We start from the raw sequence: 16,633 nt of genomic DNA, 5'->3' as shown, positions 1-16,633 counted from the left end.
TTCACTCCTCATCATAAAGTATTATTTAATCAATGCATTGCAGTCCACTATCAGGGCAACCTGTCCATCTCCTAATATAGTTGCTCCGGAAATGGCAAACACGCTTGTTAAGTAGTTTCCAAGTGATTTTAAAACGACTTCCTGCTGCCCGATAAAGGAATCCACCACAAGTCCGGCCATCTTTTCCCCTTTTCTGACGATGACAACTGAAATAAAATTATCTTCATGATTGTCAGATGGCACTTCAAAGATTTCCTTCAATGAAAGGAGAGGAACAACCTTGCCTCTGAAATCAATCACCTTCTGATTATGTGCACTTAAGACGTCTTCTTTTCTGATAATAGCTGTTTCAATAATAGAAGATAGAGGGATTGCGTATTTTTCCTTCTCAATCTCGACGAGCATGACAGAAATAATGGATAAAGTTAATGGCAGCTGTATGGAGAATATGGACCCCTGTCCAACTTTTGAATCTATTGAAACGGATCCTCCCAATGACTCAATTGTATTCTTGACAACATCCAGCCCTACACCCCGTCCGGAAACATCGGAGATTTTATCCGCAGTCGAGAATCCTGAGGCAAAAATAAGTTCATATGCCTGTTTGTCCGTTAGTGCTGAAGCCGTTTGCTCCGTAATGATGCCATTTTTTAATGCCTTCTTTATAACCTTATCTTTGTTTATTCCTGCGCCATCATCCTCTATTTCAATGAAAACATGATTGCCGCTGTGATAAGCCTTAAGAATGACATTTCCTTCTTCACCTTTACCATTTGCTTTACGGACCTCCGGTGTTTCAACACCATGGTCTAATGCATTTCGGATTAAGTGAACAAGCGGATCGCCAATTTCATCAATAACCGTTCGGTCCAGTTCGGTATCTGCACCGACAATTTCGAGATTGATCTTTTTGTTTAAATCTCTTGCTAATTGTCTGACCATTCTCGGGAAACGATTGAATACTGTTTCTATTGGGACCATGCGCATATTCAGAATAATATTCTGCAGGTCTCCGGAGATCCTTGACATATGCTCAACCGTTTCATGAAGTTCCTGATTGTTTAATTCCTTGGATATTTGTTCAAGTCTGCCTCTGTCAATCACCAATTCTTCAAATAGGTTCATAAGGATATCCAGTCTCTCTATATTCACCCTGATAGTTTTGTTGCTGACTTGCTTTGCTGCAGGCGCCTTCTTTTCCTCTTTTGGCATATCTGATGCACGATCTGCCTTCTCCTCCATTTCTGGCTGCAGAGTACCTTCATTCTTCACAGCTTCCCGGGAGGTGTAAGCACCCATAGAAACCTCAAGTACATCTATCCTATCCACTTCTGAGACCTTCAATAATTTCTGACGGATAACTTCGGGTGTTTCCTGGGTCACAATTGTTACAGAAAATTCCTGATCAAATTGCTCTTCTTCTAGCTGCTCAACAGAAGGAGTCGCTTTGATCACTTCCCCGCTCTTCTCAAGGACCTCAAAAACCATAAATACTCTGGCTGCTTTCAGCAGGCAATCAGCCCGCAAGGCTATTGATATTTCATAGGTCTCAAAGCCCTGCTCCTTCGATTGCTGAATTACGGTCCACTCAAAATCATCGTATGTACTCTTGACCAGTCCCTGCGGTTCAGCAATAGCTGCTGCCGTTTCGGCTCTTGCTTTTGATAATGCCGGGCTTTCCCCTTTTTCAATGAGCATCAGCTTTTCAACAGCTATAGAAACATCTCTTTTGCCGTCTCCACCTTCTGCAATTGATTGGACCATTGCTTCAAGATCATCAACAGCCAGAAAAACGACATCGAGAATTTCAGCATTTACCTTAATCTTCTGATTTCTGATTGCATCAAGAACATTTTCCATCTGATGAGTTAGATTTGCGAGATCTTCATATCCCATGGTGGCTGACATGCCTTTCAGCGTATGAGCTGATCTGAAAATCTCATTAACTATTTTTATATCATCAGGATTTTTCTCTAATTCAAGTAGCTGTTCATTGCACGACTGCAAATGCTCCTTGCTTTCTTCGATAAACACCTCTAAATATTGGTTCATCTCCATGTGCCTGCCCCCTCGGCTTTAAACAAATTTCAATATGGATTCTGCTATACGTTCAATATGCTGCACATCATCTGCCAGGCCTGACTCAATCACTGCTCTTGGCATTCCAAATACAATCGATGATTCTTTTGATTCAGCGATGGCTTTTACCTCACCGCTTTTCTTCAGTGCCATCAAGCCATTTTTGCCATCTGATCCCATTCCAGTCATTAGGACAGCAATCTTCCTGATCCCGTTAACTTCACCCAAAGACTCAAACATCACATCAACTGAAGGTCTGTGTCCGTTCCTTGGAGGTGATTTATCCAGATGTATAACCAGATCCCTGCCTGACCTTGAAGCTGTCATATGGAAGCCGCCAGGAGCAATATAGGCTGTCCCGTTTTTAAGAATATCTCCTTCTTCGGCTTCCTTAACCGATAACGCCGATAATCCGTTTAGCCTGCTTGCCAGTGACTTCGTAAATCCCGCAGGCATATGCTGAACAATCAGAATCGGTGCGTTAAGATCTCCCGGAAGATCACTCAGCACTTTTTGAAGTGCCCGTGGTCCGCCAGTGGAAGTTCCCATACAGATAAGCTGTTTGACGTTAAGGCTTGATTCATCAGCAGAACGATTAAGAGGAATAGAATGACGTGGTTCTATTTTACTATAATTCCGCCGAAGTCCGTCAGATTTTTTTCCAATACCTGAAAAATTAACCAGACCTTTCAAATTCGCGTTGCTGGCCTGCACTACTTTATCTGTTAATTCAGTTTTAATTTTATGCAGGTCTAGTGAAATTGGCCCGGATGGCTTTGCTATAAAATCTACTGCCCCATATTCCATGGCAGTGAAGGTGTTTTCAGTGCCTTCCTTCGTTGTGCTTGAAAGCATGACTACAGGAACAGGCATAGTTTTCATAATTATTTTGAGAGCTTCCAGGCCGTTTAGAACCGGCATTTCAACATCCATTGTTACCGCATCAGGAGTTAATTCTTTAATCTTCCTTAAGCCCTCTTCTCCGTTTCTGGCTGTCCCAACAACTAGAATTCTCTCATCTTCAGAGAGGAGGTCCGCAATCAGTTTCCTCATAAAGGCTGAATCATCCACTACAAGCACTTTTATAGTTTTCATGCTGATTCACCCCCTATTAAAAAGAAATTTTTTGAGCTTTGAAATAAATTGGGAAGTATGATACTCACCAGCAATGCCTCCAGGCTTGCCGCCAACTTTCTCAGTCATACTCCGAATTGCTTTTGAAGCAGCTGAATTTTCATGATAAATAATGAAAGGAATCTGCCGTTTAACAGCCTGCTGTATGCTGCGATCATCCGGAATAATTCCCAGGAGGTCAGCATCCCTCCCTAAAAACCTTGAAGCGACAGCAGAAATCCTTTTATATGTTTCCTGCCCTTCCCGCTCTCCTTCAGATCGGTTAATGACCAATTGAAATGGTATCTTATCATCCAATAGATGTATATGCTTCATTACTGAGTATGCATCTGTGATAGACGTTGGTTCAGGTGTAGTAATGACCGCTATTTCCTGAACAGAGAGTATAAACTTCGCCGATTCTTCTGTAATGCCTGCACCCATATCAAAGATGATATAATCATAGTTTTGAATGAGCTGGGCAAGTTCTCCGGTAAACCTGGAAATTTGCTTATCATCGAGTTTCACAATATGCGAAAGGCCTGTCCCGCCGCCAATATAATTCAGTCCATATGGCCCCTCTGAGATAATATTATTTAAAGGTATATCCTTTTCTAAAAAATCAGCAATTGAATACTCAGCTGATCTTCCCATGAGAATCTCAACATTCCCCATGCCGATATCCAAATCGAATAACAATACTCTGTGGCCCGTTTTGGATAGGGAAATAGAGAAATTCAATGAAAAATTTGTTTTCCCTACTCCCCCTTTTCCGCTTACCACTGCTATTGTTTTAAATTGATGACTTCGTCTCTCTTCTTCTTTCAGCCTTGACCTTAGCCTTTCTGCCTGATCGTTCATTTCTTATTCCCCATGAGTTGTTTTACAATAGCTTCCGGCCCTGCCATCAGGATATCATCCGGAACATCCTGGCCATTTGTAATATAAGCTGCGCCTTTTTTGTATTTATGAATGATGTTGTACATGGCACCGTAAGTTGACGTTTCATCTGCCTTTGTGAAGATAAGTTTATCAATGTCAATAATTGAAAACTGGTTATATATATCTTCCATATCCTTTTGTTTCGCGGTAAGCGACAGCACTAAAAAGGTTTCCATATCCTTCTCAAAGTCAATCACATTCTTCAAATCTTCCACATACTGTCTGTTTCTGAAATTCCGTCCGGCTGTATCTATTAGTACAAGGTCGTAATCTTTCAGTTTCTCTGCTGCCTGTCTGAAGTCATCTATTGTATAGCAAACTTCTAAAGGTATATCCAAGATGCCTGCATATGTTTTTAATTGATCGATCGCCGCGATCCTGTAGGTGTCGGCTGTGATAAATGCAGCCTTTTTTTTATGTTTAATTACACACTCTGCTGCCATCTTCGCCAAGGTAGTTGTTTTCCCTACGCCAGTTGGACCTGCTACATTGATATATTTTTTGGTGAATGAAATCCCGCTGAATGGAATATTCTCAATTTGCTTTATCAGTTCTTCATGCAGCCAGGCTTCTACTTCAGCAACTTTAGCTTTGGCACCGCCAAGGTACCATTTTTCCAGCATTACTTGCAGCACCTGGTCCTGAATAGAATTGTCAATTTCCTGTTCATAAAGAACATGCATGACTTTTCTTATCGCTTCAGGGTAAACAGTACTTGTCTGCTGTCCACCGGCCAATGAGGACATCATTTTTTTCAGGCCGTTTATCTCTTTAATCAGCTCATCTGATGTTCTAGATCCGGGAAATTGAGACTCTTCAGTGGTTCCCTTGAAATGATTTGAAGCAGCAGGGATGGCTGCAGGCTTAACAGCAGGTTTTTGCTCTATCTCCTTATATGAATCCGCTGCCGCCATCACTTCTATATTTCTCTTTTTAAAAAAGCCTAAAACCCCGCCGGTATATACTACTCGTGAATTCAAAATTACGGCATCCTTACCCAGTTCCGCGCGTATCTGTTTCATCGCATCAGGCATGGAAGCAGCCATGAACTTTTTTACCTTCAATCTATATTCACCACCCCGACACTTTGAACTTCCGCATTTGCTTCCAGCTCGTTATAGGAAAGGATCGGTATCTGCGGGAAATACCTTTCTGTTAATTGCCTGACATACATTCTGACTGCTGGAGAACAAAGGACAATAGGCGTCTGCTCCATCAAGGAAAGCTGTTCTACCTGGGAAGCAATCGATTCAAGAATATTCTGCGAGACCGTTGGATCCATGGATAAATAATTGCCATGTTCTGTCTGCTGAACACCTTCAGCAACCATTTTCTCGACTCTCCCTGATAGGGTAACGACTTTTATAGAGTCACCCTGCTGTGAAAACTGGTTCGTAATTTGTCTGGCCAAAGCCTGACGGGCATATTCTGTAAGCAAATCTGTATCACTTGTAGATTTGGCAAAATCGGCAAGCGTTTCAAAAATAACCGGCAAATTCCGGATCGAAACGTTTTCCCTCAATAACTTTGCAAGCACCTTTTGAACTTCACCAACAGACATTGGATTTGGTGTAACTTCTTCAACAAGGATCGGATAGCTTTCCTTAACATGATCAATCAGCTGTTTTGTTTCCTGGCGGCCTAATAACTCATGGGCATTGCTTTTTATTACTTCTGTGATATGAGTAGAAACAACTGATGGAGGGTCAACGACTGTATAGCCGAAAATTTCTGCCTGCTCCTTCATTTCTTCTGTTATCCATTTTGCAGGCAGGCCAAAGGAAGGTTCAATTGTATCAATTCCTTCGATGCTATCATCTTCAATACCGGGACTCATTGCCAAATAATGATCTAGCAGAAGCTCGCCGCGGGCCATTTCATTTCCTTTAATCTTCAATCTGTATTCATTCGGCTGCAGCTGAATATTATCACGTATTCTAACTACCGGAATGACTAGGCCCAATTCAATCGCCAGCTGTCTTCTGATCATGACAATCCTATCTAGAAGGTCCCCGCCCTGATTCGTATCGGCAAGAGGTATTAACCCATAGCCAAACTCGAATTCTATCGGATCTACATTTAATAGGTTAACCACGCTTTCAGGACTTTTCATTTCATCGGTTTCGACCTCTTCTTCCATCTCCAGCAACTGATCTTTATCTGGCTGTGGAGTCTTAGCTATCGTATATCCGCCAAAAATCATCAAGCCGCCAATCGGCAGTGTTAAAACGAGCCCTATGGGTGTCAACAACCCTAGCAGAATGATAGTTCCGCCAGTAACATATAACATTTTAGGATAAGCAAACAGCTGGGAAGTAATGTCCTTTCCAATATTTCCATCTGATGCTGCCCTTGTTACTACAATACCCGTCGCGGTGGAGATTAACAGGGCCGGAATTTGACTGACGATTCCGTCCCCAACCGTCAGCATTGAATATTTCATGGCAGCCTCTGCAAACGGAAGCCCCAGCTGCATCATTCCGATGACAACTCCGAATAGAAGATTTATTAGAGTTATAATGATTCCTGCTATGGCGTCACCTTTTACAAATTTACTCGCACCATCCATTGCACCATAGAAATCAGATTCACGGCTGATTTTTTCACGGCGTTCCCGGGCTTCGTGCTCAGAGATCATTCCTGCATTCAAGTCTGCATCGATGCTCATCTGTTTACCCGGCATGGCATCAAGTGTAAAACGCGCTGCCACTTCGGAAACCCTCTCAGATCCTTTGGTAATGACGATAAATTGAATAATAATGAGGATTAAGAAAACAACGAGTCCGACTATAACATTACCGCCGGTTACGAATGAACCAAATGTTTCAACGACCTTTCCTGCTTCCCCTTCAGATAAAATGGACCTGGTTGTAGAAACATTCAATCCCAGCCTGAATAATGTCATTAACAATATTAAGGAAGGAAAAATGGAAAATTCGAGCGCTTCCTTCATATTCATGGCCATCAGCAAAACCATAAGTGCAAGCGCAATATTAATGATTATCAGTACACTTAAAAGCCAATGCGGAAAAGGAATAATAAGCATGGCTACTATTAAAATTACACTCATCAATACTGATAAGTCTCTTAATTGCATTGAAAACTCTCTCCTTACAAAAGCGGAAACGCCTTGGCAGCCATCCAACAGCTTCCTAAGACCAGCTATTTCATATTTCTCTGGTTAAATTTTGTTTTTAGTTCTGTACACATAAGCTAGAATCTCTGCAACAGCTTTGAAAAACTCTTCAGGGATAGCCTGGCCAATTTCTGCCTGACTATAAAGAGCCCTGGCAAGCGGCCTGTTTTCAACAGCGATTACATCATGCTCCTTTGCGATTAATTTAATCTTTTGGGCAACAAAGTCCACACCTTTCGCCACTACAATAGGAGCATCACTTTTTGTTTCTTCATAGCTCAAGGCTATGGCAAAATGTGTCGGATTGGTAATAACCACATCTGCTTTAGGGACTTCCTGCATCATCCTTCTCATTGCCATTTCCCTCTGTCTTTGCTTAATCTTGGATTTAATTAACGGATCCCCTTCAATATTTTTGTGTTCATCCTTAATGTCCTGTTTTGACATGCGAATGTTCTTTTCAAAATCATATTTTTGATACAGATAGTCCAGGACGGATAAAAATAGAAGTGCCGCTGAAGCAATTAAACCCATTTGAACGGTCAGGCTGGCAATTGTGGCCATCGCCGTTCCTACTGATTTTTGAGAAAGAATTAATATTTCATCTATCCTTAACCATAAGACGGTAAACGCAGCGACACCGACAAAAGCAATCTTAAGCATTGACTTTAGCAGCTCCACGATCGCCCTCATGGAAAAAATGCGCTTAAAGCCTTTTATCGGATCCAGTTTCTCCAATTTAGGCTGTATGGCTTCTGTTGAAAAAAGAGTACCTACCTGCATGAAGTTTGCAGCTACACCCGCAAGCATAGCAATCAGCATGATAGGAGCTAAAAAAAGCACCAGTTCCTTTAGTACATCAAGAAAAATCACCTGAACATTCGCCTCTGTCAGCGGCATCATCATATAATCATTAAATGAATGCGTAAATATATAAAGGATGATATTCTTCAAATACGATCCGGCAAACAGCAAAAATAGAAACACAGCTAAAAGGACGATGGCTGTATTAACATCCTGGCTTTTGGCTACTTGTCCTTTTTTTCTGGAATCCTGCCTTTTTTTCGGAGTGGCTCTTTCTGTTTTTTCTCCGGAAAACAGCTGAAGATCTAAAGAAAGCAGTAACCTCATTCTATGAACCTCCCATAAGCTCCATAAGCCCTCTCATTGTCTGCAGCATCGTTTCAATTGCAAGGGAAAAAGCATATATTAATACACTCATAACAACGATCAGAACAATAAAACTGACGCCTATTTTCAAAGGAAGTCCTACGACGAAAACATTTAGCTGAGGAACTGTCCTGGCGACAATCCCTAAAGCAACATCTACAAGAAACAGACTGCCGACAACAGGGATGGACATCTGAAAGGCAATAACGAACATCGTATTCATGGCTTTAATGACATATTCAGCCATATTTTCATCCCCGAAAGAAATCCATGCCTGATCCAGCGGGATAAAATTATAGCTGTAAAACACTCCATCTAGCATGAGATGGTGGCCATTAACGGTTAATAAAAAAAAGAGAGCGATCGTATACAAATACTGTCCCATTAAAGGGCTCTGCGCTCCTGTCTGCGGATCAATCACATTCGCAATGGCAAAGCCCATCTGAAAATCAATAAATCCTCCGGCAATTTGAATGGCTGAAAGGATTAAATAGGCAATAAATCCAACCATCAGCCCAACCAATGCTTCTTTTATGATTAAAAGAAAAAATGTGCCGTCAATTTCAAGTGCAGGGACATCCATGCCCAGGAACATAATCCAGGCCAAAAAGAAGCCAAGGCCAATTTTATGTGATGCCGGGATGGATCTGTAAGAAAAAAGAGGCATCATTAAAAAGAAAGATGTCACCCTTACAAAAATAAGTAAAAAAGCCGGAAAAGAAGGCAGAAAATCTAACATGTCATCAGCCTACAAACCTGGTCAAATTAGAGAAAATCTCATTTGCATACGAGAGCATGTGGCTAAGCATCCAAGGACCAAAGAATACAACACCGACAAGGACCGCTACAATTTTAGGAATGAAAGCCAGCGTCTGTTCCTGAATTTGAGTTGTAGCCTGAAAAATGCTGACAACTAAGCCGACTACTAGTGCCAGAATTAGCAAGGGACCGCAAATCATCAATACTGTGATGATCCCTCTTTCTGCAATGGATATAACTGTTTCTGGAGTCATTCTGAATGTTCACCTGCTTAAAAGCTTTGTAAAAGGGATTTAACTACTAAGTACCATCCGTCCACCAGTACAAATAATAATATTTTGAACGGAAGCGAAATCATAACCGGAGGAAGCATCATCATCCCCATGGACATCAACACACTGGCAACAACCATGTCGATAACCAGAAAAGGAATAAAAATCATAAAGCCAATTTGAAAAGCTGTTTTAATTTCACTTATAGCAAATGCCGGAACAAGACTCGTAAGCGGAATATCTTCAATGGAAGCCGGAGCTTCAGCCCCGGAGTATTCAAGAAATAGAGCCAAGTCCTTCTGCCTTGTGTGGGCACTCATAAATTCCTTGAAGGGTATTGATGCTTTTTCGTACGCTTGTTCCAGATTTATTTCTTCATTGAATAAAGGAGTTAAAGCCTGTTCGTTCACTTCCTGCATGGTTGGAGCCATAATAAAGAATGTCAGGAATAAGGATAGGCCGATTAAAACCTGGTTCGGCGGCATTTGCTGAGTAGCAAGCGCCGTTCTGACAAAGGAAAGAACGATGACAATCCTTGTAAAGCATGTCATTAATATTAGAATACTCGGTGCGAGAGAAAGTACCGTCAGCAATAAAAAAAGCTTCACAGATGTAGATACATTTTCAGGAGAGCTGCTATTAAAAAACTCCATGAATTCATTCATCTTTCTTCTGGCCCTTTCTTTCTAATTCATCAAACAGTTTTTTTCTGCCCTTTTTCATTTCAGCCAGCTGAATCCCGAGCAGTGTACTGAAATTTTGGCTGCCTTGCTTGCTTTCCTCTGTTTGCTGTGTTCTTTTCATCACCTTTGTCACAATATCGCTTGGACGGATAAGCTGTTCCAGTTTGTCATTATGCTCTTTGATGATCTGGCTGTACTCTTCTGAGTTGTCTATTTCTTTTAACAGCTGAATATTTTCTCCTACCCCTACTACCAAAATGCGTTGTCCAACTTTAATCAGCTGTATTGACCTGTTTGCACCTAAAGCTGTCCCTCCGAGGTTTTCAACCAATTGCGACCTGTTATACACCTTACTTTTTTTATTGATGAACTTTAGAAGACCATACAGTAATCCAATCGTGAAGCCTGTTGCTAAAATCATCTTTATAAAATCCCAAAAAGTAAGACCAATTTTGCCGCTTTCATCCTGTTGGTTCTGTCCTTCTGCCGTCTTTGAATCCTTTGATTCTTTTAATTCCTGTTTTCCGCATTCCTCAGAATTTTTCATACATTCTTTAACACTATTATTCAATTGCTCTGCCTGGGCCTGCGGCTGCACGCCCAGCAGAACAATTGAAAACAACAGCAGCAAAGAAATCACTTTCTTTACATTACACACTATTTTGCACCCTCTAAAAAGAATAATGACTAGCCCAAAGTTTTGCCGATTGCTTCCAGTACTCTATCAGCCTGGAACGGTTTTACGATAAAATCCTTTGCCCCAGCCTGAATAGCATCAATAACCATCGCCTGCTGGCCCATTGCAGAACACATAATGACTTTTGCAGCTGGATTTAATTTTTTAATTTCTTTCAGAGCTGTAATTCCGTCCATTTCCGGCATGGTTATATCCATTGTGACAAGGTCAGGCTGTGTTTCCTTATATTTTTCAACAGCCTGTGCACCGTCAGCAGCTTCGCCTACTACGTCATACCCATTCTTGGATAAAATATCTTTGATCATCATTCGCATAAAAGCTGCATCGTCAACTATTAAAATTTTATGTGCCATTCTAATAACCCCCACTTTTTATCTTAATTTTTTTATTCGGTCACTCTGGCTGATAATATCTGTAACTCTCACACCAAAGTTTTCATCAATGACAACCACTTCTCCCTGCGCAATTAACCGGTTATTCACCAGAATATCAACAGGTTCACCTGCCAGTTTATCCAGTTCTATAATTGAACCGGAAGACAATTCAAGAATCTCCTTTACGGAACGTTTGGTTCTTCCCAGCTCGACCGTTACCTGAAGAGGAATATCCAAAAGCATATCCAAATTTTTTGTTTCAGTCTCTTGCATATGGTATGGTTCAAAACTCGAAAAGGCTGCGGGCTGTACATTCGGCTGCACTCCATTTGCATAAGAGCCTCCGAAATGCTGCGGTCCTGAATGCTGAGCCTGGTTTTGAGCAGGTGGATAGCTTTGAGGGTTTGATGCCTGACCCATAACCGGCTGCGAATATGTCGGCTGCTCTCCGGAATAACTCGTTTGAGTGTATGGCTGATCTAATCCGCCTGTGTGTACTTCAGGTTTATGATCATACGAAAGCTGACTTTCCTGATAATCGGGCTGTGTTTGCGCCACTGGCTTCTCTTCAGTTACAGCGCTATTTTCTGGAAGATTCTGACCCGGATTTAATAATTCATTTACTAGGCTTTTGCCAAATTCCAAAGGAAGCAGCTGCATAATATTCGAGTCAATCAGACTGCCAATTTTTAATCGGAACGAAATCCTTACAAGCATTTCATCAGCCGGGACTCGTTCGGCACCTTCTCCCTGAGGCAAATCAAGGATGTCGATTGCCGGCGGTGAAATATCTACCTTTTTACCAAAAATGGTTGACATCGAAGTGGCTGCAGAACCCATCATCTGGTTCATTGCCTCCTGAACAGCGCTTAACTGAATTTCTCCCAGTAGGTCAGCCGGGCTGGTTCCGTCGCCCCCAAGCATTAAGTCAGCAATGATGGCTGCATCTGATTGCTGTATTACAAGCAGGTTGCTTCCAAAGAAACCTTCCGTATAACTCACCTGAATTGCTACATAAGGATGCGGGAATTCATCAGCTAATTTTTTGCGCAAAACAACTGATACAGCAGGTGTTGTGATATCAACTTTTTGATTTAACAAAGTAGACAATGCTGTTGCAGAGCTTCCAAAAGAGATATTGCCGATTTCACCTAATGCATCCTGCTCCATATGGGATAAATAATCTTCTGTTTGAAAAAATGCCTCATTATAACTTTCCGTTTCGTCGCTGTCGTCAGCTGCTCCCCTTAATAGAGCATCAATTTCATCTTGCGAAAGCATATCATCACTCATCATCCTCATCTCCCCCTTTCACAGTGTCTAAAATTTGCACTGCCATTTTTTTATTCATTTTTCCGGGCTGCCCGATGAATTTTGGGATATTGCCGACTTTTATTGTAAGCGCCTGGTCAATCCCCTGGTTTAACTCAATGACATCTCCAATATCGAGTGTTAAGAAATCCTGAATGGCTATGTCAGAACTGCCGAGTTCACATATGACCGGAACTTCCGCTTTCTGAATGTTTCGTTCCAGCCGGGCAATGACCTCCGGCTCCCTTTCCTTTTTGTCCGTCTGCATCCAATAATGTACAGACAGCTTAGGAATAATGGGCTCAAGAACAACGTGAGGGATACATATATTAATCATTCCGCTCGTTTCCCCAATGATCGTATTTAGTGAGATCACGACAACTGTTTCATTTGGAGAGACCATTTGCAGAAATTGCGGATTTACCTCAAAATCAAATAATATCGGATCAATGTCAGCGATTGTACTCCAGGCTTCCCTTAAGTTTTCAAAAGCCCTTTCAAATGTAGCTGACATGATTTTTGTTTCAATTTCTGTTAAATTATCAATTTTATTGATGCTTGTTCCTCTGCCGCCCATCAGCCTGTCCATCATGGCATAGGCCACGTTCGGGTTCACTTCCATGAGAATTCTTCCATCCAGAGGGGGCACTTCAATTACATTCAATATGGTCATTTTCGGTATGGACCGGATAAATTCTTCATATGGTATCTGGTCCGCAGAAGCAACCGAAATCTGCACATAGGTCCTTAGCTGCGCAGAAAAAAAGGTAGTTAAAAGCCGGGCAAAATTCTCATGAATTCTCGTTAAACTTCGTATTTGATCTTTAGAAAATCTTAATGCTCTTTTAAAATCATAAACTTTTACTTTTTTCTCAGTTTGTTCCTTTTTCAGCTCATCTGCATCCATTTCTCCGGTAGAGAGAGCCGAAAGCAGGGCATCAATCTCGCTCTGCGATAAAACCTCACCTGACATGAATCTTCACCTCCATCTAATGCAGTTAATTATTTGGTTATCACTGGAGGAGAGATTCGGTAATGTACACCTGAACGATCTTTCCTTCTTGCATTAAACCGTTAATCTTGGTTTTTAAATCTTCCTGCAGCTTGATTTGGCCTTCTTTCCCCTGTATATCCTCTGCTTTCATTTCGGACAATTCCTGAATGATGAGATTTTTCACCTGAAAATCTCTTTTTTGCAATTCCTCTTTTGCTTTTTTGTTTTCAGTCTGAATTTTAAAAGAAATCCTGATATAATCATCACTCGCTAAATTAGCTGTTACCTGCGGAATATCAACAGAGGCCTCCAGAACTTCATCTATGTCTGGCTCATTTGAACCATCATCATCCGTAAATTTCATCACAATCACCAGGGCAATAGCTCCTACAAGCGTGATCGCTACAAGCATCATTAACATAATCATTAATAGCTTATTATTCTTCATTTTCATTCCCCTCCGCCAGCTGCTGCCCCAGTAGATTAACAGATTGATAAAATTTAATAATCGATTGCATGACTCGATCTTCAGATTCCTTTACAACATACTTCTTCCCATTCGTGAGCGTAATTGTAGTATCTGGAAAAGACTCTACTGTTTCTATGTACAAAGCATTCAATACAAAAGTTTTGCCGTTCAGGCGAGATACTTTAATCAATGTTTTTTTCAGGGCTAAAGATCCTGTACCTTCAGCCCTGACCCTCCTTTAGATTAACGTTTTAAATTAACAAGCTCCTGCAGGATTTCATCAGATGTTGTTATGATGCGGGTGTTTGCCTGGAATCCGCGCTGCGCTGTGATCATTTCAGTGAATTCTTCTGACAGGTCTACATTGGACATTTCCAGGGAGCCGGAAGCGATTGAGCCACGTCCATCACCTGCTACATTGATATTTGCTGTACCAGAGTTAATAGATTCCTGGAATAAATTGTTGCCAGCTTTGGTTAGACCTGATGGATTGCTGAATTTAGCTAATGCTAATTGACCTAAAGTCACAACTAGACCATTAGAATATACACCATTAATCTCTCCAAGAGCACCGATATTAAAGCTTTCTAAAGCACCTTCTGTGTTTCCATTAGGATTTACTAAAGCAGTAGTTGTCCCATTTTTCTGTGTTAAATTACTAAAATCAAAACTTACTGTTATATTCTTAACACTTTCATCAGCAGCAGCAGTACTTGGGTCATCATTTATACCTGAAGGAATACTTATCGACTTACCTGTAACAAGAGCATTAGCAGCATTTATTTTACCATTTACAAAAGTTAATGTGTGATCAGGAGTAACACCGGCACCATTAGGATCTTTATTAATAAATAATTCCCATTGATTGCTTGTAGTTGTCTTTTTAAAATGAACCTCTACTGATCTTTCTTCTCCAAGCTCATCAACAATCTTTATTTGTTGAGTAAAGATAGAACCATTATTAGAATTTGCAGCTAAGTTTTCAGAAAATGTTATTTTGTCCGTTTTTACAGCAGGTAATAAAGCATTAACATTCACTGAAACATCGCCAATTTGACCAGTTGATTTCCCGGTAGCAGGATCAACTTCATAAGCTTGAACTTTCATACCATCGCCATTAACTAAAGTTCCATTATCATCTAAATAAAGATTTCCTGCTCTGGTAAAAAATTGTGCATCCCCTTGTTTTACAACAAAATATCCATCACCGGAAATAGCAAGATCAAGTGATCGTCCAGTAGTTTGCAAACTAGATTGCGTATGAATCGTATCAATCGTAGCAATCGTCGAACCCAGTCCAACCTGCATCGGGTTTTTACCACCGCGATTATCCTGGGCGGCACTTGCTCCGGAAATTGTCTGGTTCATCGTATCTTTAAAAGTTACACGGCCCTTTTTGTAGCCGAATGTGTTTACATTCGCAATATTATTTCCAATAACATCAAGCTTCGTTTGGAAGTTTTTCATACCGCTTATTCCTGAGTACATAGAACGTAGCATATCTTAAATTGCTCCTCTCATTATTGGCAGCTTCTGTCATTCCGCAGCCCAGGCTTCCTTTATAAAGGTCCAGCCTTGTTAATTTAATCAAGAATAATAGTTCCATTAATGTTGGTGAATATTTGAGTACCTGCTTCTTGTCTATCCATAGCAGTTATTACTGTATTGTTTTTGGCGCTTACAACAAGTGCAGCATCTTTCAGTAATACAAGCGATTCATTTACACCCAGCTTTTTTGCTTCACGCATTTTATTTTCAATTTGATGCCAGCGTTCACTTGTAATTTCTATGCCTCTTTGGTTCATCCGCTGTTCTGCATGTTTACTGACAATTAGTTTGCAGTTATTTTCCAGGGCAGTCTGCAAATGATTTGAAAAACCATTTTGCACCTTGTTTGGTAAATGAACAGTGCTAGCCTGTTTGGTGACTGCATTCTGGGTATGGATCGGACGAAACATCAACTTATCCATCCAATCACACTCCTTTGTTTATTCAACACCGATTATTTGAGACGCTGTTATGCTCATTTTGCCATCTTCCAATTGGAAAAGTGTCTTGCCATCTCTAAAAGAAACTGACTTGATTATAGAAGAATCTTCCTTTTCGTCAGCATTCAGAAAAGTAACCTTTTTGCCTATCATCATACTGGCCTGCTGTACATGACTATCATTAGATGCTTCTTTAACCTCTGATATATTTGCAGGTTCCAGCTTGGTTCCATCTTCTAAGATAAAGAGGACACTGCTGTCCTTAAATAGAATAGAAGCTACTTTGCCATTCCCCTCTTCAATAGTTGGCGGCTTAGCTGGATCATCTGATTCTTTCAATTTATGCCATGTAACATTCTTCCCAACAAATTGATTGTATGAAATTAATTGATTTTGCTCATTGGCTTGTACAAACTTCTCCATCGTCTTATTCATATTGGTCATCTGCTCCAAAGACGAGAATGTTGCCATTTGCGCAATGAAGTCTTTGTCCTGCATCGGATTCATGGGATCCTGGTTTTGCAGCTGTGTCATTAGAATTTTCAGAAAATCATCTTTGCCTAATATATCTGAGCCGGTTTTTCGAGTTTGGCTTTGGTAGTTTGATAGCATTAAGGAAGAATCTATTGTATTTGCCATTTACTAT

18 protein-coding genes are annotated in these 16,633 nt (G+C 40.8%); all 18 read right to left on the bottom strand.

Annotated features, from left to right (window positions below; genetic code table 11):
• Positions 1-21: 21 nt before the first annotated feature.
• Positions 22-2,058, bottom strand: coding sequence for a chemotaxis protein CheA (locus ACTHRG_RS01650; RefSeq protein WP_076255812.1), 2,037 nt, complete (start codon positions 2,056-2,058; stop codon positions 22-24).
• 18 nt (positions 2,059-2,076) lie between these two features.
• Positions 2,077-3,174 (bottom strand): protein-glutamate methylesterase/protein-glutamine glutaminase, encoded by a 1,098-nt coding sequence (locus tag ACTHRG_RS01645; RefSeq protein WP_076255811.1) that lies wholly within the window; start codon positions 3,172-3,174, stop codon positions 2,077-2,079.
• A 6-nt stretch (positions 3,175-3,180) separates the two neighbouring features.
• Complete coding sequence (locus tag ACTHRG_RS01640) at positions 3,181-4,053, bottom strand: MinD/ParA family protein (protein WP_440230437.1); 873 nt, start codon at positions 4,051-4,053, stop codon at positions 3,181-3,183.
• Complete coding sequence (gene flhF / locus ACTHRG_RS01635; protein ID WP_076255807.1) at positions 4,050-5,198, bottom strand: flagellar biosynthesis protein FlhF; 1,149 nt, start codon at positions 5,196-5,198, stop codon at positions 4,050-4,052. Before flhF ends, ACTHRG_RS01640 begins: the two co-directional genes overlap by 4 nt.
• Positions 5,195-7,231 (bottom strand): flagellar biosynthesis protein FlhA, encoded by a 2,037-nt coding sequence (flhA, locus tag ACTHRG_RS01630; RefSeq protein WP_076255805.1) that lies wholly within the window; start codon positions 7,229-7,231, stop codon positions 5,195-5,197. The genes flhF and flhA overlap by 4 nt, the downstream gene beginning before the upstream one ends.
• A gap of 84 nt (positions 7,232-7,315) precedes the next feature.
• Positions 7,316-8,401 (bottom strand): flagellar biosynthesis protein FlhB, encoded by a 1,086-nt coding sequence (gene flhB, locus ACTHRG_RS01625; protein ID WP_076255804.1) that lies wholly within the window; start codon positions 8,399-8,401, stop codon positions 7,316-7,318.
• Between the two features lies 1 nt (position 8,402).
• Positions 8,403-9,179: a flagellar biosynthetic protein FliR gene (gene fliR / locus ACTHRG_RS01620; protein ID WP_076255802.1), complete on the bottom strand. Its 777-nt coding sequence runs from the start codon at positions 9,177-9,179 to the stop codon at positions 8,403-8,405.
• A 4-nt stretch (positions 9,180-9,183) separates the two neighbouring features.
• Positions 9,184-9,453, bottom strand: a complete 270-nt coding sequence (gene fliQ / locus ACTHRG_RS01615) for a flagellar biosynthesis protein FliQ (RefSeq protein ID WP_009330744.1) — start codon at positions 9,451-9,453, stop codon at positions 9,184-9,186.
• Positions 9,454-9,470: 17 nt separating this feature from the next.
• On the bottom strand, positions 9,471-10,136 hold the full coding sequence (gene fliP / locus ACTHRG_RS01610) for a flagellar type III secretion system pore protein FliP (RefSeq protein ID WP_035328986.1): 666 nt from the start codon (positions 10,134-10,136) through the stop codon (positions 9,471-9,473).
• Positions 10,129-10,812, bottom strand: a complete 684-nt coding sequence (locus ACTHRG_RS01605; protein ID WP_286147485.1) for a flagellar biosynthetic protein FliO — start codon at positions 10,810-10,812, stop codon at positions 10,129-10,131. Before ACTHRG_RS01605 ends, fliP begins: the two co-directional genes overlap by 8 nt.
• Before the next feature lie 29 nt (positions 10,813-10,841).
• Positions 10,842-11,204 (bottom strand): response regulator, encoded by a 363-nt coding sequence (locus ACTHRG_RS01600; RefSeq protein ID WP_048009014.1) that lies wholly within the window; start codon positions 11,202-11,204, stop codon positions 10,842-10,844.
• An 18-nt stretch (positions 11,205-11,222) separates the two neighbouring features.
• Positions 11,223-12,521 (bottom strand): flagellar motor switch phosphatase FliY, encoded by a 1,299-nt coding sequence (fliY, locus tag ACTHRG_RS01595; protein ID WP_076255799.1) that lies wholly within the window; start codon positions 12,519-12,521, stop codon positions 11,223-11,225.
• A complete protein-coding gene (fliM, locus tag ACTHRG_RS01590) occupies positions 12,511-13,509 on the bottom strand; it encodes a flagellar motor switch protein FliM (RefSeq protein ID WP_076255797.1) in 999 nt (332 codons plus the stop codon). The genes fliY and fliM overlap by 11 nt, the downstream gene beginning before the upstream one ends.
• Positions 13,510-13,549: 40 nt before the next feature.
• Positions 13,550-13,978, bottom strand: coding sequence for a flagellar basal body-associated protein FliL (fliL, locus tag ACTHRG_RS01585; protein ID WP_076255795.1), 429 nt, complete (start codon positions 13,976-13,978; stop codon positions 13,550-13,552).
• Complete coding sequence (locus ACTHRG_RS01580; RefSeq protein WP_076255794.1) at positions 13,968-14,189, bottom strand: flagellar FlbD family protein; 222 nt, start codon at positions 14,187-14,189, stop codon at positions 13,968-13,970. The genes fliL and ACTHRG_RS01580 overlap by 11 nt, the downstream gene beginning before the upstream one ends.
• 53 nt (positions 14,190-14,242) lie before the next feature.
• On the bottom strand, positions 14,243-15,499 hold the full coding sequence (locus ACTHRG_RS01575) for a flagellar hook protein FlgE (protein WP_076255792.1): 1,257 nt from the start codon (positions 15,497-15,499) through the stop codon (positions 14,243-14,245).
• Between the two features lie 83 nt (positions 15,500-15,582).
• A complete protein-coding gene (locus ACTHRG_RS01570) occupies positions 15,583-15,969 on the bottom strand; it encodes a TIGR02530 family flagellar biosynthesis protein (RefSeq protein ID WP_076255791.1) in 387 nt (128 codons plus the stop codon).
• An 18-nt stretch (positions 15,970-15,987) separates the two neighbouring features.
• A complete protein-coding gene (flgD, locus tag ACTHRG_RS01565) occupies positions 15,988-16,626 on the bottom strand; it encodes a flagellar hook assembly protein FlgD (RefSeq protein ID WP_076255789.1) in 639 nt (212 codons plus the stop codon).
• Positions 16,627-16,633 lie beyond the last annotated feature (7 nt).

Source organism: Cytobacillus sp. SAFR-174 (assembly GCF_051964675.1).
GTDB lineage: Bacteria > Bacillota > Bacilli > Bacillales > Cytobacillaceae > Cytobacillus.
The sequence above is the reverse complement of the archived record's forward strand: the minus strand, read 5'-3'. Positions and strand labels throughout refer to the sequence as shown.